Raw genomic sequence first — 25,832 nt, forward strand, 5'->3', positions numbered from 1 at the left:
GGGCGGGCACGGCGCGCGGTGGACCCGTTCCGACGCCTACTTGTAGGAGATGTCGGACTCCTTGTAGATGCAGGTCTTGCCGTCCGGGCCGGAGCCGGTCTCCTCGGGCTCCGCACCGGTGTCGTTGCCCTTGAAGCGGACGCAGGGGTCGATCTTCTTGCCGCTGTCCCCGATGATCGTGATGTTGCTGAGCTTCGCGGTGTCCCCGAAGTTCTCGTTGACGCCGACGAGCGATGTGCCCGGAGCGGTCACCTCCACGCCGTCCACCACCACCGCGCGCTTCTGCTGCTCGGAGCAGTTGCCGCAGGAGCGGTAGAGCTTGCCGAAGTCCTGCACGGCGAAGTCGCGGATGGTGAGGGTGCCGCCGCCGTTGTGCTGGAAGACCTTGTCATCGGCCTTGCGCGCGCCGCCGCCCTCGATGGTGTATTTGGCGTTGGCGCCGCCCAGGAAGGTCGCGGCGTCCTCGCCGACGTCCTCCCACCAGACGTTCTGGAGCGTGCAGCTGCCCTCGCAGTGGATGCCGTCGGCGGCGGGGGAGCCGATGACGACGTTCTTCAGCGTGGCGCCGTCGGCCAGTTCGAACATCGCGGGCTGGCCCTCGTCCTGGCCGCCGTCGCCGAGTTCGCCCTCGCCGATGAAGCGCTGCATCTTGCCGTCGACGACGCCGGAGACCTTCTGGGTCGAGCTGACCGGCTTGTCATCGCCCGGGGTGGGCCACTCGGCGGACGCCGAGGCCGAGGAGAGCATCGTTCCGGCCGTGATCGCGCCGATGGTGAGGGCGGCGGCGCCGAGGCCGCCGATCAGGGCGCGCTTGCGGGTGGGACGCGGTCTGTGGTGCTGCCGTGCCATGTGTATCCATTCCGTGGGGGGAGTGGGGGGATCATGTACGCCCTGAAGTCGCCGCCGCGCCGGAAGACGTTGCCGCCCGGCTCAGAAAAAAATCACCGCAAAAAATCACCGCCCGGCCCGCAAAGAATCACGGACCGGGCGGCGGACCCTCACCTACGCCTCACGTGCGGGCGATGCCTACTTGTAGGTGAGGTCGGAGCTGCTGTACTTGCAGTACGTGCCGTCGGCGTTGCTGCCGTTCTTGGTCGGCTCCTTGCCGGTGTTGTTCCCGATGTACTTCTGACACGGGACGATCTTCTTGCTGCTGTCCCCGACGATCGTGATCTTGCGCAGGGTCAGCGAGTCGCCGTAGTTGGTGTTGATCCCGCCGATGACCTTGCCCGGCGCGGTGATCTCGGTGTTGGTCACGTTGATCGTGCGCTTGTACTGGCTGGAGCAGTTGCCGCAGGAGCGGACGAAGGTCGAGAAGTCCTGTCCGGCGAAGTTGGAGATGTTGAGCGTGCCGCCGCCGTTGAACTGGAAGATCTTGTCCTCGGCCTTGCGGGCGCCGCCCCCGATGACGTTGTACGTCTCGCCGGTGCCGCGGAAGGTGGCGGCGTCCTCGCCGACGTCCTCCCACCAGACGTTCTGGAGCGTGCAGCTGCCCTTGCAGTGCACGCCGTCGGCGGCCGGGGCACCGAGGATGACGTTCTTGAGGGTGGCGCCGTCGGCCAGCTCGAACAGCGGGCCCTGGTCCTCGCCCTGGTTGTCGCTGCCGAGGTCGCCGTCGCCGTAGTAGCGCTTCATGCCGCCGTCGGTGGTCCCGCTGACGGGGATCGTCTTGGTGACCGCCTGCGGGGTGCCGCTGGGCGTGGGCCAGGTGGCGGCCGACGCGGCCGACAGGGACAGCCCGGTGGTGATCGCACCCGCGGTGAGGGCGATGGCGCCGAGGGCGCCGCCGATCGCCCGCCGTCTCATGCGTAATTCAGCCATGTCACAGCTCCTTGTGCGGAAGGGGGTGATGGTGAAGGGGGAAAGTGCTCAGGGGGTCAGGGGGGATCAGGGGGTGGTGATGGTCGGCCGCGGAGGGGTCGCCATCTTGTTGCCGATGAAGAAGCTGGGGTGCGGCGGCTGGTTGTAGCCGGTGTTCTGCCAGGCCAGCGCCTCGCGGTACTGCCGGTCGTGCAGCAGCGTGGTGATCCGCCGGTCGGTCTCGTGGGGCGTGGAGTAGATCCGCAGCGCCTTGTTGTCGCTGGTCGGCCAGATCACCTCCTCGCGCCAGTCGCCGAGGACGTCGCCCGCCAGCGACGGGTTGGCCTTGGTGCCGTTGTTGGAGTGCACCCCGGAGGCGGTGAGCTGCCGGGTCTCGCCCGACGTCCCGTACTTGTCGATGCGCGTACCGTCCAGCAGCTCGCGCACCGGGTCGCCGTCCCACCAGGACAGGAAGTTCATGGACGACGGCTTGCGGCCCTTGGTGGCGCCGGAGGCCGAGCGGATCTGGTCGTCCTTCGCGGACCACATCTCGGCGCCGTCGTTGCCCGCCCAGATGTCACCGGCCACGCCGCGCCCGTTGTCGCCGTTGACCGCGGTCGTCCAGAGCACCTGGCCGGTCTTGGCGTCGGCGAGGTACGAGGACGGCTTGGACGAGTCCTCGTCCACCTTGAAGTACTCCAGGCCCGCCCGGGACGGGTCGAGGTCGCCGAGGTGGGCGGCGTCGCCGTGGCCGTTCTTCGTCGTCCACAGCCCGGAGCCGTTGTCGTCCACGGCCATCGAGCCGTAGACGATCTCGTCCTTGCTGTCGCCGTCCACGTCGCCGATGGTCAGCGCGTGGTTGCCCTGCCCGTCGTAGCCCTTGCCGCTGTTGGTGGAGCTGTTCGTGTCGAACGTCCACTTGCGGGTCAGCTTGCCGCCCTTGAAGTCCCAGGCGGCGATGACGGTGCGGGTGTAGTAGCCGCGCGCCGAGATCAGGGACGGCGTGGAGCCGTTCAGGTACGCCGTCCCGGCCAGGAAGCGGTCCACCCGGTTGCCGTACGAATCGCCCCACGAGGAGACCGTGCCGCGCGCCGGGACGTAGTCCACGGTGTCCAGCGCGGCGCCGGTGCTGCCGCTGAACATCGTCAGGAACTCGGGGCCGCTCAGGACGTAGCCGCCGGAGTTGCGGTGGTCGGCGGACGCGCTGCCGATCGTCTTGCCCGCGCCGTCGACCGTGCCGTCCGCGGTCTTCATCGCGACCTCGGCCTTGCCGTCGCCGTCGTAGTCGTACACCTGGAACTGGGTGTAGTGCGCGCCGGAGCGGATGTTGCGGCCCAGGTCGATGCGCCACAGCCGCTTGCCCTCGAGGGTGTATCCGTCCACGATCGTGTTGCCGGTGACGCCGGACTGCGAGTTGTCCTTCGCGTTCGTCGGCTGCCACTTGAGGACGAGGTCGAGGTCGCCGTCGCCGTCCAGGTCGCCGACCGAGGCGTCGTTGGCCTCGTACGTGTAATCGGAACCGGCGGCCGGGGGCGAGATCGGGACATCGAGGTAGCCCGAGCGGAACTGGAGGGCGGCGGACGAGGCGGACTGCTCGGTGCCGTTCACCACCGCGCGCACCGTGTACGTGTCCGAGGCCGCCGCGCCCTTGTCCAGGTAGTTCGTCGAGCCCGTGATCGGGGACGCGTTGACCTTGGTGGAGCCGCGGTAGACGTTGAAGGCGACATTGGCCGGGTCGGTGGCGAGCCAGCGCCAGCTGACCAGGTTGTCGTTGCCCGAGCGGACGCTGACCAGGCCCCGGTCCAGCTTCTCCAGCTGGGCGGCCGCGGCCTTCGCCTTGGTGGTCGCGCCCTTCGCCGCCGTCGCCCCTTCGGCCTCCGGCTCCGTCTCGGCCGCTCCCGAGATGCTCGCCAGGCCGGTGACGGCCAGCGCGCCCACCGCGAGCGCCGCGACCAGCGTCCGGGGGCGGCCGAGCCGCTCGCGCGCGGCGTGTCTGGGCGGGTGACCGGGTGGGGGCTGCGATCTGTCCCGGATACGCACGGGGCCTCCAAGGCATGGGGGGAAGTGAACGCCCCCTAGTGGTCGCCCTGGCCGGAAAGGTTGCCGCCTCCCGACCGAACTTCGCGAGGCTCGGGCGAAACAGCCGAAACGGGGGCGCGTCGGCCGCTACCGTCGAAGGCGTGAAGGCCATCCGTCGCTTCAGCGTGCGTCCCGTGCTCCCGGAACCCCTACGACCGCTCCACCGGCTGGCGCGCAATCTGCGCTGGTCGTGGCATCCCGAGACCCGCGAGCTGTTCGAGGCCGTGGACCCCGAGCGCTGGCGGGCGTGCCGAGACGACCCGGTGCGGCTGCTGAGCGCCGTGCCCGTCGCCCGGCTGGCGGAACTCGCCGCGGACCGCGGGTTTCTGCGGCGGCTCGGGGCGGCTGCCGAGGATCTGGACGACTATCTGACCGGCCCCCGCTGGTACCAGGGCCGCACGGCCGCCGCGCCGGACCGGACGGACCGGTCCGAGGATGCGGCCCGTTCGGACGGTGCGGTCCCGTCGGACGACGCGGTCCCGGACCGTACGGGCGGGGGCGCGGGACCCGAAGGGCCCCCAGGACTCCCCGCCGCCATCGCCTACTTCTCACCGGAGTTCGGCATCACCGCCGCCCTGCCCCAGTACTCCGGCGGACTCGGCATCCTCGCCGGTGACCACCTCAAGGCCGCCAGCGACCTCGGCGTCCCCCTCATCGGCGTCGGGCTGCTCTACCGCCACGGCTACTTCCGGCAGTCGCTCTCCCGCGAGGGCTGGCAGCAGGAGCAGTACCCCGTCCTCGACCCCAACGAGCTGCCGCTCACCCTGCTGCACGAGCACGAGCCCGGCGCGGGCATGGGCCGCCCGGCCAGGGTCACCCTCGCCCTCCCCGGCGGCCGTCCGCTGCACGCCCAGATCTGGCAGGCCCAGGTCGGCCGGGTGCCGTTGCTGCTCCTCGACTCGGACGTCGAGGGCAACGGCCCCGGCGAGCGCGACGTCACCGACCGGCTCTACGGCGGCGGCAGCGAACACCGGCTGCTCCAGGAGATGCTGCTCGGCATCGGCGGCGTGCGCGCGGTGCGGGCGTACTGCCGTATCACCGGGCACACCGCGCCCGAGGTGTTCCACACCAACGAGGGACACGCCGGGTTCCTCGGCCTGGAGCGGATCCGCGAACTCATGGACACGGCCGGGGCGGACTTCGACGCCGCCCACGAGACGGTGCGGGCCGGGACCGTCTTCACCACCCACACCCCGGTCCCCGCCGGGATCGACCGGTTCGACCGCGAGCTGGTGGCCCGCCACTTCGGGGACGACGGCGAACTGCCCGGCATCGGCGTCGAGCGCATCCTCGCACTCGGCCGGGAAACCTACCCCGGCGGCGACCCCGGCGTCTTCAACATGGCCGTCATGGGGCTGCGGCTGGCCCAGCGCGCCAACGGGGTCTCGACCCTCCACGGCCAGGTCAGCCGCGAGATGTTCGCAGGGCTCTGGCCCGGCTTCGACGCCGACGAGGTGCCCATCACCTCCGTCACCAACGGCGTCCACGCGCCCACCTGGCGCGCCCCCGAGGTCACCCGGCTCGGCGCCCGCCAGTTCGGCCACCTCCCCGCCGGTGAACTGTGGGAACTGCGCCGCACCCTGCGCAAGCAGCTCGTCGCCGAGGTGCGGCAGCGGCTGTACGCGTCCTGGCGGCAGCGCGGCGCGGGCACCGCCGAACTGGGCTGGATCGACTCCGTCCTCGACCCCGACGTCCTCACCATCGGCTTCGCCCGCCGCGTCCCCTCGTACAAGCGGCTCACCCTCATGCTGCGCGACCCGGACCGGCTCACCGAGCTGCTGCTGCACCCCGAGCGGCCCGTCCAGATCGTCGTCGCGGGCAAGGCGCACCCGGCCGACGACGGCGGCAAGCGCCTCGTCCAGGAACTCGTCCGGTTCGCCGACGACGCCGGGGTGCGGCACCGCCTCGTCTTCCTGCCCGACTACGGCATGGGCATGGCCCAGAAGCTCTACCCCGGCTGCGACGTCTGGCTCAACAACCCGCTGCGCCCGCTGGAGGCGTGCGGCACCAGCGGCATGAAGGCCGCCCTCAACGGCTGCCTCAACCTCTCCGTCCTCGACGGCTGGTGGGACGAGTGGTACGAGCCCGACTTCGGCTGGGCCATCCCCACCGCCGACGGCTCCGCCGTGGACGACGACCGCCGCGACGACCTGGAGGCGGCAGCCCTCTACGAGCTGCTGGAGAACCGGGTCGCACCGCAGTTCTACGACCGCGGCCCCGACGGGCTCCCCGGCCACTGGATCGACATGGTGCGCCAGACCCTCACCACCCTCGCCCCCAAGGTGCTCGCGGGACGCATGGTGCGGGAGTACGTCGAGCGGCTCTACGCCCCGGCCGCCCGCGCCCACCGTGCGCTCGACCCCGCCACATCCCGTGAACTGTCCGCCTGGAAGACCCAGGTCCGCGCGGCCTGGCCGCAGGTGGCCGTCGACCACGTGGAGACCCGGATCACCCCACCCGCCCCCGGCGGCGCCGCCGAACTCGGCTCCGCCCTCTCCCTCCGCGTCGAGGTCCGCCTCGGCGGCCTCGACCCCGCCGACGTCGAGGTCCAGGCCGTCGCGGGCCGCGTCGACGAGGCCGACCAGCTCACGGACACCACCCACATCCCCCTCAAGCCCACCGCGGGCCCCGACGACCAGGGCCGCCACCTCTACGAAGGCCCCCTCGCCCTCGACCGCACGGGCCCCTTCGGCTACACCGTCCGCATCCTCCCCACCCACCCCCTCCTGGCCTCCCCGGCCGAACTCGGCCTCACCGCCCTCCCGTCGGAATCCACCTCCGAGGCGGCGGGAGTGCTGATGCGCTGAGCCTCGCCCGGCGTCAGGACAACACGTCACGCGGTGGTCGCTGAACGGACGGCGAACAGTGCGGGATGTTTTGGCCACGGCCGCCCGATGTCCGTTGTGGGCTCGTACATTCGCCCCCCAACACATGCGTCTGACGGGGGAAAAGGCATGGGGTGGCTGGAACGACTGCTGGCTCCGGAGAACTTGCTGGCGCTCCTCGGTGTCGTCGTCACGCTCGGAGGACTGTCGTACGAGCGGCTGATCCCGGGGCGGAAGCGCATCGGGTACCGCGTGCAGATGGACACGCTGATAGACGACAGCGCCGAGGACGGGCAGATGCACCAGCGGCTGCGGATGCTGGAGAACACCCCGGATCTGGCCGGGGCCTCACTGGTGCTGCTGCGCATCGAGAACGACGGCTTCCGCAGCATCGACGTGGACGACTACATCACTGCGCCGTCGACGGAGCCCCGCGGGCTCACCGCGACCTTTCCGAACCGGACCGTCCGGGACGTGGCGGTGACCGAGCCCAGCCATCCCGATCTGCTGCGCCATCTGCCGCAGAACGGCACCGACGAGCGGCCCGGGCTGATCTGTGCGGGCCATGAGATCTCCCTGCCGCGGGTGCCGCTGAACAAGGGGGACCACTTCAAGCTGCTGGTGCTGCTGACGGGGGACGGGACCGACAAGCCGCCGCATGTGGGCGGGCGCATCAAGGAAGGCAGGATCCGGAACAACGAGAAGTTCCGGCGGCCCAGCAACCGGGTGCTGGGGCTCATCGGGAGCCTGCTGGCCCTGCTGATCCTCCAGCCGTTCGGCACGCGGCTGTGGCAGGACGATCCGTTGCCGCGCGGATGCGCCGAGGGGACGCTGACGATCGTCGGCTCGACCGCGTTCAGCCCGGTGGCGCGGGATCTGGGCGGGGCGTACGGGAGCGACTGCCGTGGTGCCCGCATCGAGGTGCGGGCCGAGGGCAGCGGGCGCGGTACCGGCACGCTGCGCGAGGCGGGGGAGGCGGCGAAGGGCGCGTTCCCTTCGTACGTCGCCTTCTCCGACGGCCCGGACGGGGAGGGGGACCCGAAGCTCAAGGAGCATCTGGTGGCGCTGTCCGTCTTCACCATCGTGGTGAACAAGGACGTCCGGCTGCCGGATCTGTCGCTCGACGATCTGCGCGGGCTCTACGCGGGCCGGATCACCAACTGGAGGCAGCTGCCCGGCGGCCCCGATCTGCCGGTGAGGCTGGTGAGCCGGGACGCGAAGTCGGGGACGCGCGGGGTGTTCGAGGGCCGGGTGCTGGGCGGCAACGAGATCTCGCGGACCTCCGACAACTGCCGGACCCCGAAATTCGCCAAGGACACGGTCGTTCGCTGCGAACTCGACAGCACCCAGGAGGTGTTGAAGACGGTGGCCCGGACGCCGGGCGCGATCGGCTACGCCGAACTGCGTTCCGCCGAGGGGAGCGCCACCGGGGGCGATGTCCGGCTGCCGCGGCTGGACGGGCGGGCGCCCTCCATCGAGGCGGTGCGGACGCGGACGTACCCCTTCTGGGAGCCCGAGTACGCGTACACCTACACACGGCCGCCCGCGAACTCCCTGACCTCGAAGTTCCTCGACTATCTGGCGGGGGACACCGGACGGAACGTCATCGAGAAACACGGCCATCTGCCGTGCTCCGTGCCGGAGAACCAGGGGGCGTGCCAGCTGGCCGCCGGGACCCGCTGAGTTAAATGCACGTGCAGAAGGTCGTGCAACCGCACGGTCGCGCCGTATCGTCCTGCACATCGACACGCAACACGTGCGACGAAAGCGAAGAGGGATGACAGCGGACGACGGGTTCCTGGGCCACCTCGAACAGCACCTCGGGGAGATCCGGCACATCGAATCGGGTCACTACGACCTGGTCGAGTTCCACCTGCCGGATCCCGGGATCAGCACGGTGATCACCAATGGGCTGCGCTTCCAGTCCCTCACTTCGACGCGCCCGCAGGAACTGGTGTGCAGTCTGTGGGAGGGGCAGCGGGACATCGCCCGCTACTTCGTCGACAGCATGGCCGGTGTGCTGCTGGAGCAGGGGCGCGGACTGGAGTACGGGGCGGTCGTCGTGAACGACCGGCCGGTCCTGGAGGGCACGGAGATGCACGGCGTGCTCGCGCATCCGAGCCCGTACTTCGGAAGCGACTTCGACCTGTTCCTCGACGCGTCGGGGGAGCCCGCGGTGCAGATCATCACGCTGATGCCGGTGACGGCGCCCGAGGCCGCCCTGGTCGAGGCGGAGGACGCCGACGAGCTGTTCGAGCGCTTCTGGGCGAAGCGCCCCAACCTGCTGGACGTCACCCGCCCGTCCGCCGTCTGACGTCCGGGACGGACGGGCCGGGCCGGACGGACGGGCCGGGCGGGTTCCGGCCGGGCGGGTCACGGGGCCCGCCCGGCCGGAGGCCATCTCAGGGCGTTACTTCACGTTGACGCCGCCCCAGGCGTTGTTGACCGCCTTGTACTCGGTGCTGTTCGCGCCGTACAGCTTCTTCGCGGCGTTGAGCGTCGCGGTGCGGGCCTTGGCGTAGTTGGTGGTCGAGGTCATGTACGTGGTCAGGGCCTTGTACCAGATCTTCTCGGCCTTGGCGCGGCCGATGCCCTTGACGACCCGGCCGTCCTTGGTCGGGCTGTTGTACGTGACGCCACCGATCACCTTGCGGCCACTGCCCTCGGCCAGCAGGTAGAAGAAGTGGTTGGCGATGCCCGAGGTGAAGTGCGGGTCGTCCTCGCCGACGCCGCTCTTCCAGTAGTCGTAGGACAGGCCGTCCTTGCTGGGCTTGTCCATGTAGCGCAGCGGGGTGCCGTCGCCGTTGATGTCGATCTTCTCGCCGATGAGGTAGTCGCCCGGGTCCTTGGCGTTCTTGGCGTAGAACTCGACGGCGGTGCCGAAGATGTCGGAGGTGGCCTCGTTGAGGCCGCCCGACTCGCCGCTGTACTCGAGGTTGGCGGTGGCCGAGGTGAGGCCGTGGCTCATCTCGTGGCCCGCGACGTCGAGCGAGGTGAGCGGCTTCTTGTCGCCCTCGCCGTCGCCGTAGGTCATGCAGAAGCAGTCGTCGTCCCAGAAGGCGTTGACGAACGCCTTGCCGTAGTGGACGCGGGAGTAGGCCGCCTTGCCGTTGTTCTTGATGCCGTTACGGCCGAGGACCTTCTTGTAGTAGTCCCAGGTCATGGCGGCGCCGTAGTGGGCGTCGACGGCGGCGGTCTGGGCGATGGTGGGCTTGCCGTTGCCCCACACGTTGTTGGCGTCGTAGAACGCCGACCCCTTGCCGCTCTCCTTGTGCTTGAGGTTGTACGTCTGGTGGCCACCGCGCGCGGTGTCCTTCAGCAGCCACTGGCTGCCGCTCTTGACCGACCCGACGGTGACCTTGCCGTTGTGCTGGCCGGTGCCGGTGCCGTTCTCGATGGCCTGGTACTCGTACAGCTTCGTGCCGGTGTCGGCGTCCGTGATGACGTGCAGCCGGTTCGGCGTGCCGTCCTTCTGGACGCCGCCGATGACGGTCTCGTACGCGAGGACGGGCTTGCCGGTGGCGGCCCAGATCACCTTGCGCGGGGCGCGCTCGGTGGCGGCGCCGGAGACGTCGGCGGCCTTCGCGGCGGCCAGGGCGGTCCGCTGGGCGCCGGTGGCGGCGAGGGAGGCGCGGGTGTCGGCGACCTTGATGTCGGCGTCGGTCGCCTTGGTGACGCCGTCCTTGGCGCCGCTCGGCGTCTGGTGGACGACCAGGTCGCCGCCGAGGACCGGCAGTCCGTCGTAGGTGCGCTCGTAGCGGGTGTGGGTGGAGCCGTCGGCGTCCTTGACGACATCACGGACGATCAGCTTCTCCTTGGCGCCGAGCCCGAGGGACTTGGCGGCGGAGACGGTGGTCGACCCGGCCTCGCGCAGCAGCTCGGCCCGCGCGGAGGGGGAGAGGCTGACGGCCTGGGCGCCGGTGGAGCCGGACTTCGGAGTGGCCGCGCCCGCGGGGCCGGCGGTGGCACCGGCGGCGAGCAGGGAGGCGGCCAGGGTGGCCGCTCCGGCGGCGAGGGCGGTACGCGAGCGTCTGTGACGGGATATGCCGGATATGGCAGACGTCGAGCGTGAATCCACGCGTATCTCCTGTTGTCATGGGAGGTTGGCCGACGTATCGGTCAACCTGGCAAAGATGTGTCTTTGCTGTGAAGAAAACATACCGGTGCCCGGGGACAAACCCCGGGCACCGGCCGCATGTTGTGCGTTACGCATCGGTAACGCTGCCTGCTCTACTTGACGTTGACCCCGGCCCAGGCGGCGTCCACGCCCTTGGACTCGGCGCTGTCCTTCCCATAGATGTCGTTCGCGGCCTTCAGGGTTGCCTCACGCGCCGCGTGGTAATCCGTGGTGGACGTCATGTACGTGGTCAGGGCCTTGAACCAGATCTTCTCGGCCTTGTCCCGCCCGATGCCCTCGACCTTCTTGCCGTCCGAGGTCGGGCTGTCGTACTTGACGCCGCCGATCTCCTTCGCGCCGCTGCCCTCGGACAGCAGGTAGAAGAAGTGGTTGGCGACACCGGAGGAGTAGTGGACGTCGAGGTCGCCGACCTTGTCGGACCACTCGTCCGCGGACTGGCCGTCCTTGCTGGGCTTGTCCATGTAGCGCAGCGGGGTGCCGTCGCCGTTGATGTCGATCTTCTCGCCGATGAGGTAGTCACCGGCGTCGGTGGAGTTCTTGGCGTTGAACTCGACGGAGGCGCCGAAGATGTCCGAGGTGGCCTCGTTGAGACCGCCGGACTCGCCGCTGTACTCCAGGCCCGCGGTCTTGGAGGTGACGCCGTGGGTCATCTCGTGCGCCGCGACGTCGAGAGCGGTCAGCGGGGCCTTGTTGCCCTCGCCGTCGCCGTACGTCATGCAGAAGCAGGAGTCTTCCCAGAAGGCGTTGACGTAGCTGTCGCCGTAGTGGACGCGGGACGTGGCGGCCTTGCCGTCACCGCCGATGCCGTCGCGGCCGTGCACCTTCTTGTAGTAGTCCCAGGTCGTGGCGGCGCCGTAGTGGGCGTCCACGGCGGCGGTCTGCGGGTCGTCGCCCTTGCCGTTGCCCCAGGCGTCGTCCTCGTCGGTGAACGCCTTGCCCTCGCCGTCCTCCTTGTTCTCCAGGTTGACGGTCTTGTGGCCGCCGCGGTCGGCGTCGGTCAGGGTGAAGCCGCTGCCCTCCTTGGAGGTGCCCAGCTCCACCTTGCCGCTGTACTGGCTCTGGCCGCTGCCGGTTTCGACGCCCTGGCGCTCGTACAGCTTCTTGCCGGTGGCCGCGTCGGTGATGACGTGCAGCTCGTTCGGGGTGCCGTCCTTCTGGACGCCGCCCACGACCGTTTCGTACGCCAGGACCGGCTTGCCGGTGGCGGCCCAGATCACCTTGCGCGGGGTCTGCGCCTTGGCGCCCTTGCTGTCGTCCGCCTGAGCGGCCTTCACCGCGGTGCGCGCGGCGCTGCCGGGGGCGGCCTCGGCCTTGGTGGTGGCGACCTTGACGGTGGCCTTCGTGGCCTTGGTGACGCCTTGTACCTTGCCGCTTCCGGCCTGGTGGACCACCAGGTCGCCGCCGAGGACGGGGAGTCCGTCGTAGGTGCGGTCGTAGCGGGTGTGGGTGGTGCCGTCGGCGTCCTTGATGACGTCCTTGACGACCAGCTTTTCCTTCGCGCCGAGGCCGAGGGTCTTCGCCGTCTCGGCCTTGGTGGCGTTCGCGTCGCGCAGCAGTTCCGCGCGGGCGGACGCGGTGAGCTTGGCGGGCTGGGCGCCCGCCCTGGCGTCCGCGTCGGCCGGTGCGGCACCGGCCGATCCGGTGGTCAGTCCGGTGGCCAGCAGCGCCGCGGTGGCGACCGCGGCACCGGCGGCGATCGCCGAACGGCGCCTTCCGCCCCCGGATATGGGCATGCTGAAGGTCTTGCTCACGCTTACTCCCTCGTTGCTGTGGGGGGTCAGTGCCGGGGCAGCGGGAAGCGCGGCGCGGCACTGAACAAGAGGTACTGGTGCGTAATGCGTGGGCAGACTGTCATACAAGCCGCGGACATGTCACGGGTTTCCTGGCGGGTCTGGCAGAAAATGTTCATGGAGACGCCGCCAGGAGGAGTCGGGTCACCCCTGGCGGCGCCTGGTTCTCGGTGAGTTGGGCTTCCGGCGTTACATCAGAAGGTCAGCTTCCAGCCGTTGAGGGTGCCGGAGTCCTGCGAGTAGATGTCCTGGACCTTCAGGTTCCAGGTGCCGACGGCCGTCTCGGACGAGGCGTCCACGGTGTACGTGGCCTTCACGTCGTCCGCCGAGTCGAAGATGCTGGAGCTCTTGAGCCGGTAGGCCGTACCGTCCGGGGCGACCAGGTCGATCACCAGGTCACCGCGGTAGCTGTGGGTGATGTCCACGGTCACCTGGAGGGCGGACGGGGCGTTCCCGGCCCGGCTCACGGTGATCGGTGAGGTGACGGCGTTGCCCCCGTCCGGAATGGCGACGTCCGCGGTGTTCTCGAAGACGTTGCCGCCGGTGGTGTTGACGGTCCAGGTGAACGACACGGTGGCGGTCCTGCCCACCGAGTCGGTCACCTTCACGGTCACCGCGCTGGAGCCCTCGGTGGTCGGGGTACCGGAGATCACGCCGGTGGCGGAGTCGATCGACAGGCCCGCCGGCAGCCCGGTGGCCGCGTAGCTCAGCGCGCCCGCGTTGGAGCTGGTGGCCTTGATCTGCACGCTGGTGGCCTGGCCGACGATGCTGGTCTGGTCGCCGGGCGGGGTGACGCTGACGCCGTCGACGATGCGGGCGCCGACGTTGACCCCGGCCCAGGCGTTCGCCACCGCGTTGTACTGGGCGCTGCCCTGGCCGTACAGCTCGCCCGCCGCCCACAGCGTCGCCTCGCGCGCGGCCGCGTAGTTGGTGTTGGACGTCATGCGCTGGCTGAGCGCCTTGAACCACACCTTCTCGGCGGCGTCCCGGCCGATGCCGGTGACCGGCAGGCCGTCGGAGGTCGGGCTGTTGTAGCTGACGCCGTTGATGACCTTGGCGCCGCTGCCCTCGGAGAGCAGGTAGAAGAAGTGGTTGGCGACACCGGACGAGTAGTGCACGTCCACGTTGCCGACGCCGGAGTACCAGTTGTCCTTGGACGCGCCGTCCTTGCTGGGCTTGTCCATGTAGCGCAGCGGGGTGCCGTTGCCGTTGATGTCGATCTTCTCGCCGACGAGGTAGTCACCGACGTCGGACGCGTTGTCCGCGTAGAACTCGACCGCCGCGGCGAAGATGTCGGAGGTGGCCTCGTTGAGGCCGCCGGACTCGCCGCTGTAGACCAGCTTGGCGGTCGCCGCGGTGACGCCGTGGCTCATCTCGTGCGCCGCCACGTCGATCGAGGTCAGCGGCTTGGCGTTGCCCGAGCCGTCGCCGTACGTCATGCAGAAGCAGGAGTCCTGCCAGAACGCGTTGACGTAGTTGTTGCCGTAGTGGACCCGGGAGTACGCGCCCACGCCGTCGCCCCGGATGCCGCTGCGGCCGTGCACGTTCTTGTAGTAGTCCCACGTCTCGGCCGCGCCGTAGTGCGCGTCGACCCCGGCGGTGGCGGCGTCGGAGGTGGTGCCGCTGCCCCAGACGTCGTCGGCGTCGGTGAACAGGGTGCCGGTGCCCGAGGAGCCGCGGTTCAGGTTGTACGTCTTGTGGCTGCCGCGCTCGGTGTCGGTCAGGCTGTACGAACCCGCGCTGCCCGAGGTGCCGAGGGTGACCTGCCCGCTGTACTGGCTGTTGCCGGTGCCGTTCTTGACGCCCTGGTACTGGAACAGCTTCTTGCCGGTGGCCGCGTCGCTGATGACGTGCAGCTCGTTGGGCGTGCCGTCCTCCTGGAGGCCGCCGACGACGGTCTCGTACGCGAGCGTCGGCGTACCCGCCGCCGCCCAGATCACCTTGCGCGGCGCCCGCTCCGCCTCGGTCTTCCGCGACCCTTCCGCGTTCGCCGCCTTCACGGCGGCCTTCTCGACGGTGGCGGGCTTCACGGCGGCGTCGGTCGTCGCGACCGCCAGCCGCGCCTTGGTCGACTTCGCGACCGTCTCCACCGCGCCGCCCTTGGCGCGCTCCACGACCAGGTCGCCGCCGAGGACGGGAAGCCCGGCGTAGGTGCGCTCGTAGCGGGTGTGGGTGGTGCCGTCGGCGTCCTTGACGACGTCCCTGACGACCAGCCTTTCCTTCGCGCCGAGGCCCAGCGTCTTCGCGGTGGCGGCCTTCGCGGAGGCGCTGTCGGCGGCGCGGATCAGCGCGGTACGGGCCGCGGGCGACAACTGCGCGGGCAACGCCCCGGGCCGGGCCTTGGCGGCCATCGTGCCGCCCGCGGCCGCGTCACCCGCGCGTGCGGTGGCGGGGCCGGTCTGCACACCGACGACGATCATCGCGGCGGCGGCCACCAGGGCACCGGTCGCGGTGGCACGCCGGTGGGGTCTGTGGGGTCTGAGATGCCGTTGGGGGAAGGGTCTCACGCTGACTCCTTCTGCGCTGGCCGCGCGGTGGCACGGCCGGGACGACCGGACGGCTGGTTCGCCGCCCGGGCAGGGCATGGCGGAGCAGGATGTGGGGGGTTGGGGGGGGGGGGGTGGCCCGAGGTGATGAGCTGTGGAGTTGCTGCACCTCGGTCGAGGGAAGAGTGCCATCATTGGACTCAACCTGTCAGGGGCGCGACAACAAGTTGACCGGAAAGCGTCCGTTGACACGTGTGCTGTATCCGCATACCGGATAGGAAAGTTCAGTCCGAGCCAGCCCGATGCCGGGGCCGACTCGTACCCGCACCGCATGACCCGAGCCGCGCACCCCGCCGACGAGCCGCCCCATTCACCCCGGCTGGACCCCGCGCACCAGGCTCTCCCGCCACGCCTGGTGCAGCGCCGCGAAGCGGCCCTCGCCCGCGGTGAGTTCGGCCGGGGTGCCGTCCTCGACGATGTGGCCGTCGGCCATGACCAGGACGCGGTCGGCGATCTCCACCGTGGAGAGGCGGTGGGCGATGACGACGGCGGTGCGGTCGCGGAGGACCGTGTCCATGGCGCGCTGGACGGCGCGTTCGCCCGGGATGTCGAGGGAGGACGTGGCCTCGTCGAGGATGAGGACGGCGGGGTCGGCGAGGAGGGCGCGGGCGAAGGCGACCAGTTGGCGCTGGCCCGCGGAGATGCGGCCGCCGCGCTTGCGGACGTCGGTGTCGTAGCCGTCGGGCAGGGCGGCGATGAAGCCGTGCGCGCCGATCGCCTTGGCGGCCTGCTCGACCTCGGCGCGGGTGGCGTCGGGGCGGCCGATGGAGATGTTGTCGGCGACCGTGCCGGAGAACAGGAACGCCTCCTGGGTCACCATGACCACGCCGCGGCGCAGGTCGGGCGTGGCCAGGTCGCGCAGGTCGATGCCGTCGAGCAGGACCCGGCCGTCGGTGGGGTCGTAGAAGCGGGCGAGCAGTTTGGCGAGGGTGGACTTGCCCGCGCCGGTCGCGCCGACCACGGCGACCGTCTGCCCGGCGGGCAGGGTGAGGTCGAAGCGGGGCAGCACCTCGCCGCCGGTGCGGTACGCGAAGCGCACCCCGTCGAAGACGACCTCGCGGCCGGGGGACCGGGAGGGGCGCGGCGGCAGGGGGCGGGGGTCGGAGGGTTCGGGGACGGACGGGCGCTGGGCCAGCAGGCCCGCGATCTTCTCCAGGGAGGCGGCGGCGGACTGGTAGGAGTTGAGGAACATGCCCAGGCGGTCGATCGGGTCGTACAGCCTGCGCAGATACAGCGCGGCCGCGGCCAGGACCCCGAGCGCCAGATCGCCCGCGGCGACCCGGTAGGCGCCCCACAGCACGATGACGGCGACCGCCGTGTTGGCGGTCAGCCGGGAGCCGACCACATAGCGGGCCATCTCCAGGATCGCGGTCCCGTTGACCTGCTGGTGGTGGCCGTTCAGCTCGTCGAAGCGGGTGTTGTTGGCGCGCTCGCGGCGGAAGGCCTGCACCGGGCGGATGCCGTTCATGGTTTCGGTGAAGGCGACGATGACCGCGGCGGTGGCCGTCGACCGCTTGCGGTAGACCCGCATCGAGCGGCGCTGGAAGGAACGGATGAGCAGGTACAGCGGCCAGAAGGAGAGCACGGCCGCGGCGCCGAGCCCCCAGTCCAGGTACAGCAGGGTGAGGGCGATGTAGACGACGGACAGGGCGATGCCGAGCAGCTCGTCCAGGCCCTCGTTCAGCAGCTCCCGCAGCGATTCGACGTCCGTCGTGGCGCGGGAGATGAGCCGCCCCGAGGTGTACCGCTCGTGGAAGTCCACGCTGAGGGCCTGGGCGTGGCGGTAGATGCGGCCCCGCAGGTCCAGCAGCACGTCCTGGTTGATGCGGGCGGAGGCGCGGATGAACGCGAACTGGAGGGCGCCGGAGGCGAGCGCGCAGCCCAGGTAGCCGGCGCCGACGGCGATGAGCGGGCCGTGGTCGCCGTCCCGGAAGGCGGGCACGGCGCGGTCGATGGCGAACGCGACGAGCAGCGGGCCCGCCTGCACCGCGGCCTGTTGCAGCAGCAGGAGGACGGCCGCGACCCAGACGCGGGCGCGGCGCGGCGCGAGCAGGGAGCGCAGCAGGGAGAGGGAGGCACCCTTGGGGGCGGGCAGTACGTCGTGGTCGAAGGGGTCGCCCTCGGCGGGGCGCTCCTCCTCGGCCGTGCGCGCCTTTTCGGCCGGGCGTTCCTCCTCGGCCGTCGTCATGGGCCCTCCTCCCCGTCGTTCTCCCCGTCGTGTCCCGACATCAGCGACCGGTACGCGGCGCTGTCCCGCAGCAGTTGGTGGTGGGTGCCGACGGCGGCGATACGGCCGTCCTCCAGCAGCGCCACCCGGTCGGCGAGCAGCACGGTCGACGGCCGGTGCGCGACGACCAGCGCCGTCGTGGTCGCGAGGACCTGCCGCAGCGCGGCCTCCACGCGCGCCTCGGTGTGCACGTCCAGCGCGGACAGCGGGTCGTCCAGCACCAGGAAGCGCGGGGCGCCGACGACGGCGCGGGCCAGCGCGAGCCGCTGCCGCTGCCCGCCGGACAGGCTCAGCCCCTGCTCGCCCACCTCGGTGTCGGTGCCCTTCGGCAGGGCGTGCACGAACTCGGCCTGGGCCACCTTCAGGGCGCGCGCCAGTGCGGCCTGATCGGCGCCGTCCGCGCCCATCAGCACGTTCTCACCGGCCGTCGCCGAGAACAGCGTGGGCTCCTCGAAGGCGACGGCGACCAGGGCGCGCAACTCGTCGCGGGGGAGTGCGGTGATGTCCCGCCCGTCGAGGGTGATCCGCCCGCGCGTCACCTCCAGCAGCCGCGGTACGAGGGCGGTCAGCGTGGTCTTCCCGGAGCCGGTCGCGCCGACGAGCGCCATGGTCTCGCCGGGCCGTATGTGCAGGTCCACCCCGCGCAGCACGGGCGGGGCGTCCGCCGGAGCGTCGTCGTACCGGAACTCCACCCCCTCGAACCGCATCCCGCCCTCGCCCCGCTGCCGGGGCAGCGCGGACGCCCGGTGGAGCACCTCCGCCGGGCCGTCGGCCGCGTCCGCCGGGGTGGCGTCCATGACCTCGAAGAAGCGGTCGGTGGCCGTCGCCGAGTCCTGGCTCAGCGCCAGCAGGAAGCCCAGCGACTCCACCGGCCAGCGCAGCGCCAGGGCCGTGGACAGGAAGGCCACGAGCGTGCCCGCCGAGAGGTCGCCGTCGGCGACCTGGATGGTGCCGAGGATCAGGGCCGCGCCGATCGCCAGCTCCGGCAGCGTCATGATCAGCGCCCAGATGGTGGCCAGCAGCCGCGCCTTGCGCAGCTCGGTGGCCCGCACCCGCTCCGACAGGGCCCGGAAGGCGCGGGCCTGGCTGCGGTGGCGGCCGAAGCCCTTGACGATACGGATGCCGAGCACGCCCTCCTCGACGACCGTCGTCAGATCCCCGGTCTGGTCCTGGACGGTTCGGGTCACGGCCGCATAGCGCGTCTCGAACAGCGAGCAGAAGATCATCAGCGGCACGGCCGGGACCAGGAGCACCAGCCCCAGCGTCCACTGCTGCGCCAGCAGGATCGCGAAGCCGACCAGGATGGTGACCCCGTTGACCACCAGGAAGGTCAGCGGGAAGGCCAGGAACAGGCGCAGCAGCATCAGATCGGTGGTGGCGCGCGACAGCAGCTGGCCCGAGGCCCAGCGGTCGTGGAAGGAGACCGGCAGCCGCTGGAGATGGCGGTAGAGGGAGGCCCGCATCGAGGCCTCGACGGACGCCAGCGGCCGCGCCACCAGCCAGCGCCGCAGCCCGAACAGCCCGGCCTCGGCCAGCCCGAGGGCGAACAGCAGCGCACCGCCCAGCCACACCCCGCCCGGGTCGCGGTCGGCGACCGGCCCGTCCACCATCCACTTGAGGACGAGCGGGATGACCAGGCCCAGGCAGGAGGCGACGACCGCCACCCCCGCGGCCGTGAACAGCCGGGCCCGCACCGGGCGCACATAGGGCCACAGCCGCAGCAGGGAGCGCGTGGTGGAGCGGTGCCGCGGGGCGGCGCCGCCCTCCTGGGCGCGGGGTGGTGTCGTCGTCACAGCCATCAGTGGCGAGACTACGGTCCGCCACCGACAGTGCTCACTCGGTTTTTTGGCGTAGGTCCGCGGTGGTATCCGCGGTGGTGAGAGCGCGCAGCAGCAGAACCGAGCGTTCCGGTAGCTCGATCGACGCACCGGCCGCGTACCGCACGCCAGGTGGCGCGTCCTGGTCCTCCCGCGCGGTGTCCAGGAGGAGTTCGTAGCCCGCGGCCCACGGCGGCCCGGGCAGCGTGAAGGACAGCGGCGCGGGGCCCGCGTGGAGCAGCGCCAGGAAGGTGTCGTCGGTGACCGGCGCGCCGCGCGGATCCCGCTGCGGCAGGTCCTTGCCGGAGAGGTGGACGCCGAGGGCGGTCGTCGGCGCGTACCAGTCGGATTCGGTCATCTCCTCGCCGCGCGGCGTGAACCAGGCGAGGTCGCGCACGCCGTCCGGGGGCCGGGCGCTGCCGGAGAAGAAGGCGGGCCTGCGCAGCACCGGGTGGGCGCGGCGCAGCCGGATCAGCCGGGCCGTGAGGTCGGTGAGCGCCTGCCAGCCGGGGTCGTCCAGCAGCGACCAGTCGACCCAGCCGGTGGCGTTGTCCTGGCAGTACGCGTTGTTGTTGCCGCCCTGGGTGCGGCCCATCTCGTCGCCCGCGACCAGCATCGGGACGCCGGTGGACAGCAGCAGGGTGGCGAGCAGGCCGCGCAGCCTGCGGCGGCGCAGGGCGTGGATGTCCGGGTCGTCGGTCTCGCCCTCGGCGCCGGAGTTCCAGGAGCGGTTGTCGTGGGTGCCGTCGCGGTTGCCCTCGCCGTTGTCCTCGTTGTGCTTGCGGTCGTAACTCACCAGGTCGCGCAGGGTGAAGCCGTCGTGCGCGGTGATGAAGTTGACCGAGGCGCACGGGCCGCGGCTGCCGTGTCCGTACAGGTCGCTGGAGCCGGAGAGCCGGTAGCCGAGGTCGCGCACATCGGGCAGGGCGCCGCGCCAGAAGTCCCGTACGGCATCCCGGTAGCGGTCGTTCCACTCCGCCCACGGCGGCGGGAACGCGCCCACCTGGTAGCCACCGGAGCCCACGTCCCAGGGCTCGGCGATCAGCTTGACGCGGCGCAGCACGGGGTCCTGGGCGATCGCGGCGAGGAACGGGGAGAGCATGTCGACGCCGTGCGTCGCGGTGCGGGCCAGCGCACTGGCCAGGTCGAAGCGGAAGCCGTCGACGCCCATCTCGGTGACCCAGTAGCGCAGCGAGTCGGTGATCAGCCGGAGTACGTGCGGCCGGACGGTCTGGAGGGTGTTGCCGCAGCCGGTGAAGTCGGCGTAGCGGCGCGGGTCCTGCTGGAGCCGGTAGTAGCCGCGGTTGTCGATGCCGCGCAGCGAGAGGGTCGGGCCCAGCTCGCCCGCCTCGGCGGTGTGGTTGTAGACGACGTCGAGGATCACCTCGATCCCGGCGGTGTGCAGGGCGTGCACCATCCGCCGGAACTCGCCCACCTGCTGGCCCCGGGTGCCGGTCGCCGCGTACCCGGCGTGCGGTGCGAAGTAGCCGATGGAGTTGTAGCCCCAGTAGTTGCGCAGGCCCCGCCGCAGCAGATGGTCCTCGTGCGCGAACTGGTGCACCGGCAGCAGCTCCACCGCCGTCACCCCGAGCCGGGTGAGGTGCTCGACCGCGGCGGGGTGCGCGAGCCCGGCGTACGTGCCGCGCAGCTCGGGCGGGACGCCGGGGTGGCGCATGGTGAAGCCGCGCACATGGAGTTCGTAGATCACCGACTCGGCCCAGGGGGTCCCGGGACGGCGGTCGTCGGCCCGCCCGTCCGGCGGCCCGCCCGGGGCGTCGTCGCCCACGACGACGCCCTTGGGGACGTACGGGGCCGAGTCGCGCTCGTCCCGCACGGTGTCGGCGACGTGCTGCTGCGGCCAGTCCCGCACATGGCCGTAGACCTCGGCGGGCAGCGGGCCGCCGTCTGGTGCGAAGTCGCCGTCCACGGCGCGCGCGTACGGGTCCAGCAGCAGCTTGGCCGGGTTCCAGCGGGCGCCGGTCCACGGGTCCCAGCGGCCGTGTACGCGGTAGCCGTACCGCCGCCCGGGCAGCACCCCGGGGACGAAGCCGTGCCAGACCTCATCGGTCTGCTCGGCCAGGGCGTGGCGGACCTCGGTGCCGTCGTCGTCGAACAGGCACAGCTCGACGGCCTCCGCGCCGCCCGCCCACAGCGCGAAGTTGGTGCCGGGCAGCCCGTCGGGCCCCTGGCACACGCGCGCGCCGAGCGGCTGCGGGCTGCCCGGCCAGGCGGCGGGCCCGGTCACGGGTCCTGCGGTGGGTCCGGCGCCGGGTCCGGCTGCGGGGGAGCCGCCGCGCGGGGCGGGCAGCGGCGCGGGCGCGGCGGGGCGGCGGACGGCCGGGCCGCCGGCGGCGGGCGGGGCGGGTAAGCCGTCGGAGGGCTCCAGGGTGTGCTGCTCGACTGCTTTCGACACATGCGCCTCCGGCGGCTCGCACGGACCGGGCTCCGCACCTCCCGTCCGGAGCCCGACGGACCGGGCGGCACCGCCCCGCGGCGTCCCGACCGCGTCCGGCTGTGCCCCGTAGCCCTGTTGTGCCCGCAATCCTGCCGCCCCTCACGTTTCCGCGCCCCGGCGCGGCGGCGGGCGCGCGGGGAGGGCCCGCCGCCGGTCACGCGGGTGATCACGGGCCCGGTCGCGGGGACCGCTCCCACCTGGGACTGAACCGTAACCATCGCAAATGATCCCGCTGTCAGTGCGATGTGATTACCTATCGACAGGCGCGCCTGTGCGCGTCGGTGCGTGTCGGAGCTGCCGCGGGGGGCTGCGGTTCCGCAGAGGGGAGAGAGCTGTGCTGAGGATGCAGCCGATATCGGGGGTGGCGACCGTGCGGGGCGGCAGGGGACTTCTCGCGCTGCTGCTCGGGGCGCTGCTGGCGCTGGTGACCGCATGCGCCGGAGGCGGCGGTTCCGGCGACGACGGCGAGAAGGGCGACGGCACCGAGGCCGCCAAGCCGAGGCCGTCCCGGGCCCGGGTCACGGTCGAGCCGGGGGACGAGGCGAAGGACGTCGCCACCAGCGGCGCGCTCAAGGTCACCGCCGCAAAGGGCAAGCTGACCTCCGTCAAGGTCGAGGACGAGAAGGGCCGGGCGGTCGCCGGGAAGACCGCCGAGGGCGGCGCGAGCTGGAAGCCGGACGGGCGCCTGCGCGCCGACACCACGTACACGGTGGACGCCCTCGCGAAGGACGCGGACGGCCGCGCGACGCGCAAGCACACCACCTTCACCACGCTGAAGCCCGACGAGACCTTCGTCGGCGTCTACAGCCCCGAGGACGGTTCCACGGTCGGCGTCGGCATGCCGGTCTCGCTCCGCTTCAACCGGGGGATCACCCACCCGGGCGCCGTCGAGAAGGCCGTCAAGGTCAGCGCCTCGCCGTCCGTGCCGATCGCGAGCCACTGGTTCGGCAACGACCGGCTGGACTTCCGCCCCGAGGAGTACTGGAAGCCCGGCACCAAGGTGACGCTGAAGCTGGACCTCGACGGCGTCGAGGGCCGCCCGGGGGTGTACGGGGAGCAGGACAAGACCGTGAAGTTCACCATCGGCCGCAGCCAGATATCCGTCGTGGACGCCAAGGCGCACACGATGAAGGTCAAGCGGGACGGCAAGACCATCAAGACGCTCCCGATCACCGCGGGCGCGCCCGGCAACGAGACGTACAACGGCACCATGGTCATCAGCGAGAAGCTGGCCGTGACCCGGATGGACGGCGCGACGGTCGGCTTCAAGGGCGAGTACGACATCAAGGACGTGCCGCACGCGATGCGGCTGTCGGACTCCGGCACCTTCCTCCACGGCAACTACTGGGCGGGCCGCTCCACCTTCGGCTCGGCCAACGTCAGCCACGGCTGTGTCGGCCTCTTCGACCAGCGCGGCGGAGGCGATCCGTCCACCCCGGCGGCGTGGTTCTTCGGCCAGTCGCTCATCGGGGATGTGGTCATCGTGAAGAACTCGGACGACGAAACGATCCAGCCGGGCAACGGGCTCAGCGACTGGAACATGTCCTGGGAGCAGTGGAAGGCGTAGGGGGTGTCCGCCGGGGCGCTCCGCGTCCCGGGCCCACTAATCTGCGGCGTATGACTGTGAATCTTGAGGTCGCCGACGGCGTGGCCACCTTCCGCCTCGACCGCCCCCCGATGAACGCGCTCGACGTCGCCACCCAGGACCGGCTGCGGGAACTCGCCGCAGAGGTGACCCGCCGCGACGACGTACGGGCCGTGGTCGTCTGGGGCGGCGAGAAGGTGTTCGCGGCGGGCGCGGACATCAAGGAGATGCGGGACATGGACCACGCCGCGATGGTGGCCCGCTCCCGCGACCTTCAGGACGCCTTCACCGCCGTCGCTCGCATCCCCAAGCCCGTGGTCGCCGCCGTCACCGGTTACGCGCTCGGCGGCGGCTGCGAGCTGGCGCTGTGCGCCGACTTCCGGATCGCCGCCGAGAACGCCAAGCTCGGCCAGCCCGAGATCCTGCTCGGGCTGATCCCGGGCGCGGGCGGCACCCAGCGGCTGGCCCGGCTGGTGGGCCCGTCCCGGGCCAAGGACCTCATCTTCACGGGCCGTCAGGTGAAGGCCCACGAGGCCGTCGCCATCGGGCTGGTCGACCGGGTCGTACCGGCCGACGAGGTGTACGAGCAGGCGCACGCCTGGGCGGCGCAGCTGGCCAAGGGCCCGGCGATGGCGCTGCGCGCCGCCAAGGAGTCGGTGGACGCGGGTCTGGAGACGGACATCGACACCGGGCTCGCCATCGAACGCAACTGGTTCGCCGGGCTGTTCGCCACCGAGGACCGGGAGATCGGAATGCGGAGCTTCGTCGAGGACGGCCCGGGCAAGGCCCGCTTCTCCTGACCCAGTCCTTGTGCCCGGGTCGGGCATGCCCCGTGCGAGCGAATTTCTTCGCCTGCCGGGCGGCCGCCCGATGGCCGGTTCCGGTACGCTGGGTGATCAGCTGTACGCGCGGTGACACCGCTGGTCAGGTGGGGTGTTTTGACTCCCTGCGCTGCCAATGGCATAGCTGGGATCGGTTTGTGGAGCCTGGGGCTCCGGTGTTCGGAATCCCCTGGTTCCGCCCCGGACGGCCTTTCGGGCGGCCATCATGGGGGGCATGGCGGGCTTGGAGGGAATGGAGCAGCCGCAGCAGCGCACGGGTACGGCTGCGGTCCGGCGGCTGCCGTCCGCCGAGGAGGATCCGGCTCTCAGGGCACTCGAACTGTTCGGGAATCCTGCGGACGAAGAGGTACGGCTGCCGTCCCGGCCCGAATCCGCGGCCACCGCCCGCCGGTTGACCGAATTCGTGGTGCTGCGCGACTGGGGGCTCGCCTGTCAGCTCGCCGAATACGCGGTACTGCTCGTCTCGGAGCTGGTGGGCAACGCCGTACGGCACACCGGTGCCCGCACCTTCGGACTGCGGATGCTGCGCCGCCGCGGCTGGATCCGGGTCGAGGTGCGCGACCCGTCGCGCGGGCTGCCGTGTCTGCTGCCGGTGGGGGCGCTCGACACCAGCGGGCGCGGCCTCATGCTGGTGGATCAGCTCTCCCAGCGGTGGGGCGTGGACCTGCTGCCGTGCGGCAAGACGACGTGGTTCGAAATGCGGGTCACGGAGAGCGCGTGAGACGACCAAGGGCAGAGGTCCCGACCGTCCTCGTGTGACGGTCCGGGGACCTCTGTCCGCCCCGCCGCGGAGCGGAAGGGGTGTGGCTCCGCGGCATTCGGGGAACGACCAGGCCCGGGTCAAAGGGGGTCGCGGTCCTGACTATTGCAGACCCGGCAGATCACCACCAACTCAATCCAAGGTGAGCTGTAACACCTGCCTTGTTAATGGCGGGTAGAGGTGTGAGTTTCCTTTGTTGTTCAACTTGTGCCTGTCGGTTCTTGGCATGGCCCTGCCGACGCTTCACCATGGAACCCGCGCTACGCGCGTCACATCCCGTCAGATCCCTTGTACCGGCACTGCATTCGGGAGCCCCCCATGGAAGCGCACGGCCCTGCCCCCACCCGACGCACCCTCCTCCGATCCGGCGCCGGTCTCGGCGCCGCCGCCCTCGGACTCGCCGCCACCACCGCCACCGCCCACGCCGGTGACAGACGCCCCCGCCGCGCCGCCGCCTATCCCCCCACCCACTGGATCCCGGCCTCCACCTCCAACTACCGCGTCTCCAGCCGCCCCACGGCGTACCCGATCGAGGTCGTCGTCATCCATGTGACGCAGGAGACCTTCCAGGACGCGGTGAAGATCTTCCAGGACCCGGCCCGACAGGTCTCCACCCACTACATGGTCGCCTCGGCCGACGGCTACATCGGGCAGTTCGTCCGCGAGAAGGACGTCGCCTGGCACGCGGGCAACAAGGACTACAACAACCGCAGCATCGGCATCGAACACGAGGGCTGGGTGGACGACCCCGCCTGGTTCACCGACGAGATGTACGCCTCGTCCGCCGCCCTCACCGCCGCCGTCTGCGACCGCTTCGCCATCCCCAAGGACCGCGACCACATCATCGCCCACAGCGAAGTCCCCGGCTCCGACCACACCGACCCCGGCCCGCTGTGGGACTGGGACCGCTACATGGAGCTGGTCAACCAGGGCTGAACGGACGCTCGCCGGACCTCTGGCCAGGGGCC

General features: G+C 71.2%; 16 protein-coding genes. 7 read left to right on the forward strand and 9 right to left on the reverse strand.

Features of this window, described 5'->3' with window-relative positions:
* Positions 1-36: 36 nt before the first annotated feature.
* The 3 genes from HYQ63_RS29455 to HYQ63_RS29465 form a co-directional block, all read right to left on the reverse strand.
* Positions 37-849 (reverse strand): pectate lyase, encoded by an 813-nt coding sequence (locus tag HYQ63_RS29455; RefSeq protein WP_179936875.1) that lies wholly within the window; start codon positions 847-849, stop codon positions 37-39.
* Between the two features lie 177 nt (positions 850-1,026).
* Positions 1,027-1,821, reverse strand: a complete 795-nt coding sequence (locus HYQ63_RS29460; RefSeq protein ID WP_179936876.1) for a pectate lyase — start codon at positions 1,819-1,821, stop codon at positions 1,027-1,029.
* Between the two features lie 66 nt (positions 1,822-1,887).
* Positions 1,888-3,840, reverse strand: a complete 1,953-nt coding sequence (locus tag HYQ63_RS29465) for a rhamnogalacturonan lyase (protein WP_179936877.1) — start codon at positions 3,838-3,840, stop codon at positions 1,888-1,890.
* 140 nt (positions 3,841-3,980) lie between these two features.
* Here HYQ63_RS29465 and glgP point away from each other — a divergent pair, with 140 nt between their 5' ends.
* The 3 genes from glgP to HYQ63_RS29480 all read left to right on the forward strand — a co-directional run bounded on the left by glgP (position 3,981) and on the right by HYQ63_RS29480 (position 9,018).
* Entirely contained in the window at positions 3,981-6,686 is a 2,706-nt protein-coding gene (glgP, locus tag HYQ63_RS29470; RefSeq protein WP_179936878.1) for an alpha-glucan family phosphorylase, read from the forward strand.
* A gap of 147 nt (positions 6,687-6,833) precedes the next feature.
* A complete protein-coding gene (locus HYQ63_RS29475; RefSeq protein WP_179936879.1) occupies positions 6,834-8,387 on the forward strand; it encodes a phosphate ABC transporter substrate-binding protein in 1,554 nt (517 codons plus the stop codon).
* Positions 8,388-8,481: 94 nt separating this feature from the next.
* Positions 8,482-9,018 (forward strand): suppressor of fused domain protein, encoded by a 537-nt coding sequence (locus tag HYQ63_RS29480; RefSeq protein ID WP_179936880.1) that lies wholly within the window; start codon positions 8,482-8,484, stop codon positions 9,016-9,018.
* A gap of 96 nt (positions 9,019-9,114) precedes the next feature.
* Here the strand turns inward: HYQ63_RS29480 and HYQ63_RS29485 are convergent, their stop codons facing one another.
* The 6 genes from HYQ63_RS29485 to glgX all read right to left on the reverse strand — a co-directional run bounded on the left by HYQ63_RS29485 (position 9,115) and on the right by glgX (position 21,635).
* Entirely contained in the window at positions 9,115-10,782 is a 1,668-nt protein-coding gene (locus tag HYQ63_RS29485; RefSeq protein WP_179936881.1) for a M4 family metallopeptidase, read from the reverse strand.
* 152 nt (positions 10,783-10,934) lie between these two features.
* Positions 10,935-12,593 carry a M4 family metallopeptidase gene (locus HYQ63_RS29490; protein ID WP_373689156.1) on the reverse strand — a complete coding sequence of 553 codons (1,659 nt, stop codon included), beginning with the start codon at positions 12,591-12,593 and terminating at the stop codon, positions 10,935-10,937.
* A gap of 233 nt (positions 12,594-12,826) precedes the next feature.
* Positions 12,827-15,052 (reverse strand): M4 family metallopeptidase, encoded by a 2,226-nt coding sequence (locus HYQ63_RS29495; RefSeq protein WP_179940645.1) that lies wholly within the window; start codon positions 15,050-15,052, stop codon positions 12,827-12,829.
* Positions 15,053-15,488: 436 nt separating this feature from the next.
* A complete protein-coding gene (locus HYQ63_RS29500; RefSeq protein WP_179936882.1) occupies positions 15,489-17,366 on the reverse strand; it encodes an ABC transporter ATP-binding protein in 1,878 nt (625 codons plus the stop codon).
* On the reverse strand, positions 17,363-19,204 hold the full coding sequence (locus tag HYQ63_RS29505) for an ABC transporter ATP-binding protein (RefSeq protein WP_179936883.1): 1,842 nt from the start codon (positions 19,202-19,204) through the stop codon (positions 17,363-17,365). Before HYQ63_RS29505 ends, HYQ63_RS29500 begins: the two co-directional genes overlap by 4 nt.
* A gap of 34 nt (positions 19,205-19,238) precedes the next feature.
* On the reverse strand, positions 19,239-21,635 hold the full coding sequence (glgX, locus tag HYQ63_RS29510; RefSeq protein WP_257232236.1) for a glycogen debranching protein GlgX: 2,397 nt from the start codon (positions 21,633-21,635) through the stop codon (positions 19,239-19,241).
* A 385-nt stretch (positions 21,636-22,020) separates the two neighbouring features.
* On the opposite strand from glgX, the gene HYQ63_RS29515 reads away from it, so the two are divergent.
* The 4 genes from HYQ63_RS29515 (at position 22,021) to HYQ63_RS29530 (ending at position 25,800) form a co-directional block, all read left to right on the forward strand.
* Positions 22,021-23,244, forward strand: coding sequence for an Ig-like domain-containing protein (locus HYQ63_RS29515; RefSeq protein ID WP_179940648.1), 1,224 nt, complete (start codon positions 22,021-22,023; stop codon positions 23,242-23,244).
* A 50-nt stretch (positions 23,245-23,294) separates the two neighbouring features.
* Positions 23,295-24,062, forward strand: coding sequence for an enoyl-CoA hydratase/isomerase family protein (locus HYQ63_RS29520; protein WP_179936884.1), 768 nt, complete (start codon positions 23,295-23,297; stop codon positions 24,060-24,062).
* 256 nt (positions 24,063-24,318) lie between these two features.
* The gene (locus HYQ63_RS29525; protein ID WP_123102261.1) at positions 24,319-24,825 is read left to right on the forward strand and encodes an ATP-binding protein; all 507 of its coding nucleotides are present in this window, start codon (positions 24,319-24,321) and stop codon (positions 24,823-24,825) included.
* Positions 24,826-25,182: 357 nt separating this feature from the next.
* Positions 25,183-25,800 (forward strand): N-acetylmuramoyl-L-alanine amidase, encoded by a 618-nt coding sequence (locus HYQ63_RS29530; RefSeq protein WP_179936885.1) that lies wholly within the window; start codon positions 25,183-25,185, stop codon positions 25,798-25,800.
* The last annotated feature ends 32 nt before the right edge of the window (positions 25,801-25,832 follow it).

The sequence above is a fragment of the Streptomyces sp. Rer75 genome, assembly GCF_013414305.1.
GTDB classification, from domain to species: Bacteria; Actinomycetota; Actinomycetes; order Streptomycetales; family Streptomycetaceae; genus Streptomyces; species Streptomyces himastatinicus.

Bases quoted from the DNA above. Each gene is read 5' to 3' on its own strand.
- HYQ63_RS29505 (WP_179936883.1), bottom strand. From the start codon at position 19,204: ATGGCTGTGACGACGACACCACCCCGCGCCCAGGAGGGCGGCGCCGCC.
- HYQ63_RS29500 (WP_179936882.1), bottom strand. From the start codon at position 17,366: ATGACGACGGCCGAGGAGGAACGCCCGGCCGAAAAGGCGCGCACGGCC.
- HYQ63_RS29460 (WP_179936876.1), bottom strand. From the start codon at position 1,821: ATGGCTGAATTACGCATGAGACGGCGGGCGATCGGCGGCGCCCTCGGC.
- HYQ63_RS29480 (WP_179936880.1), top strand. From the start codon at position 8,482: ATGACAGCGGACGACGGGTTCCTGGGCCACCTCGAACAGCACCTCGGG.
- HYQ63_RS29455 (WP_179936875.1), bottom strand. From the start codon at position 849: ATGGCACGGCAGCACCACAGACCGCGTCCCACCCGCAAGCGCGCCCTG.
- HYQ63_RS29475 (WP_179936879.1), top strand. From the start codon at position 6,834: ATGGGGTGGCTGGAACGACTGCTGGCTCCGGAGAACTTGCTGGCGCTC.
- HYQ63_RS29515 (WP_179940648.1), top strand. From the start codon at position 22,021: ATGCAGCCGATATCGGGGGTGGCGACCGTGCGGGGCGGCAGGGGACTT.
- HYQ63_RS29530 (WP_179936885.1), top strand. From the start codon at position 25,183: ATGGAAGCGCACGGCCCTGCCCCCACCCGACGCACCCTCCTCCGATCC.
- HYQ63_RS29495 (WP_179940645.1), bottom strand. From the start codon at position 15,052: ATGATCGTCGTCGGTGTGCAGACCGGCCCCGCCACCGCACGCGCGGGT.
- HYQ63_RS29520 (WP_179936884.1), top strand. From the start codon at position 23,295: ATGACTGTGAATCTTGAGGTCGCCGACGGCGTGGCCACCTTCCGCCTC.
- HYQ63_RS29525 (WP_123102261.1), top strand. From the start codon at position 24,319: ATGGCGGGCTTGGAGGGAATGGAGCAGCCGCAGCAGCGCACGGGTACG.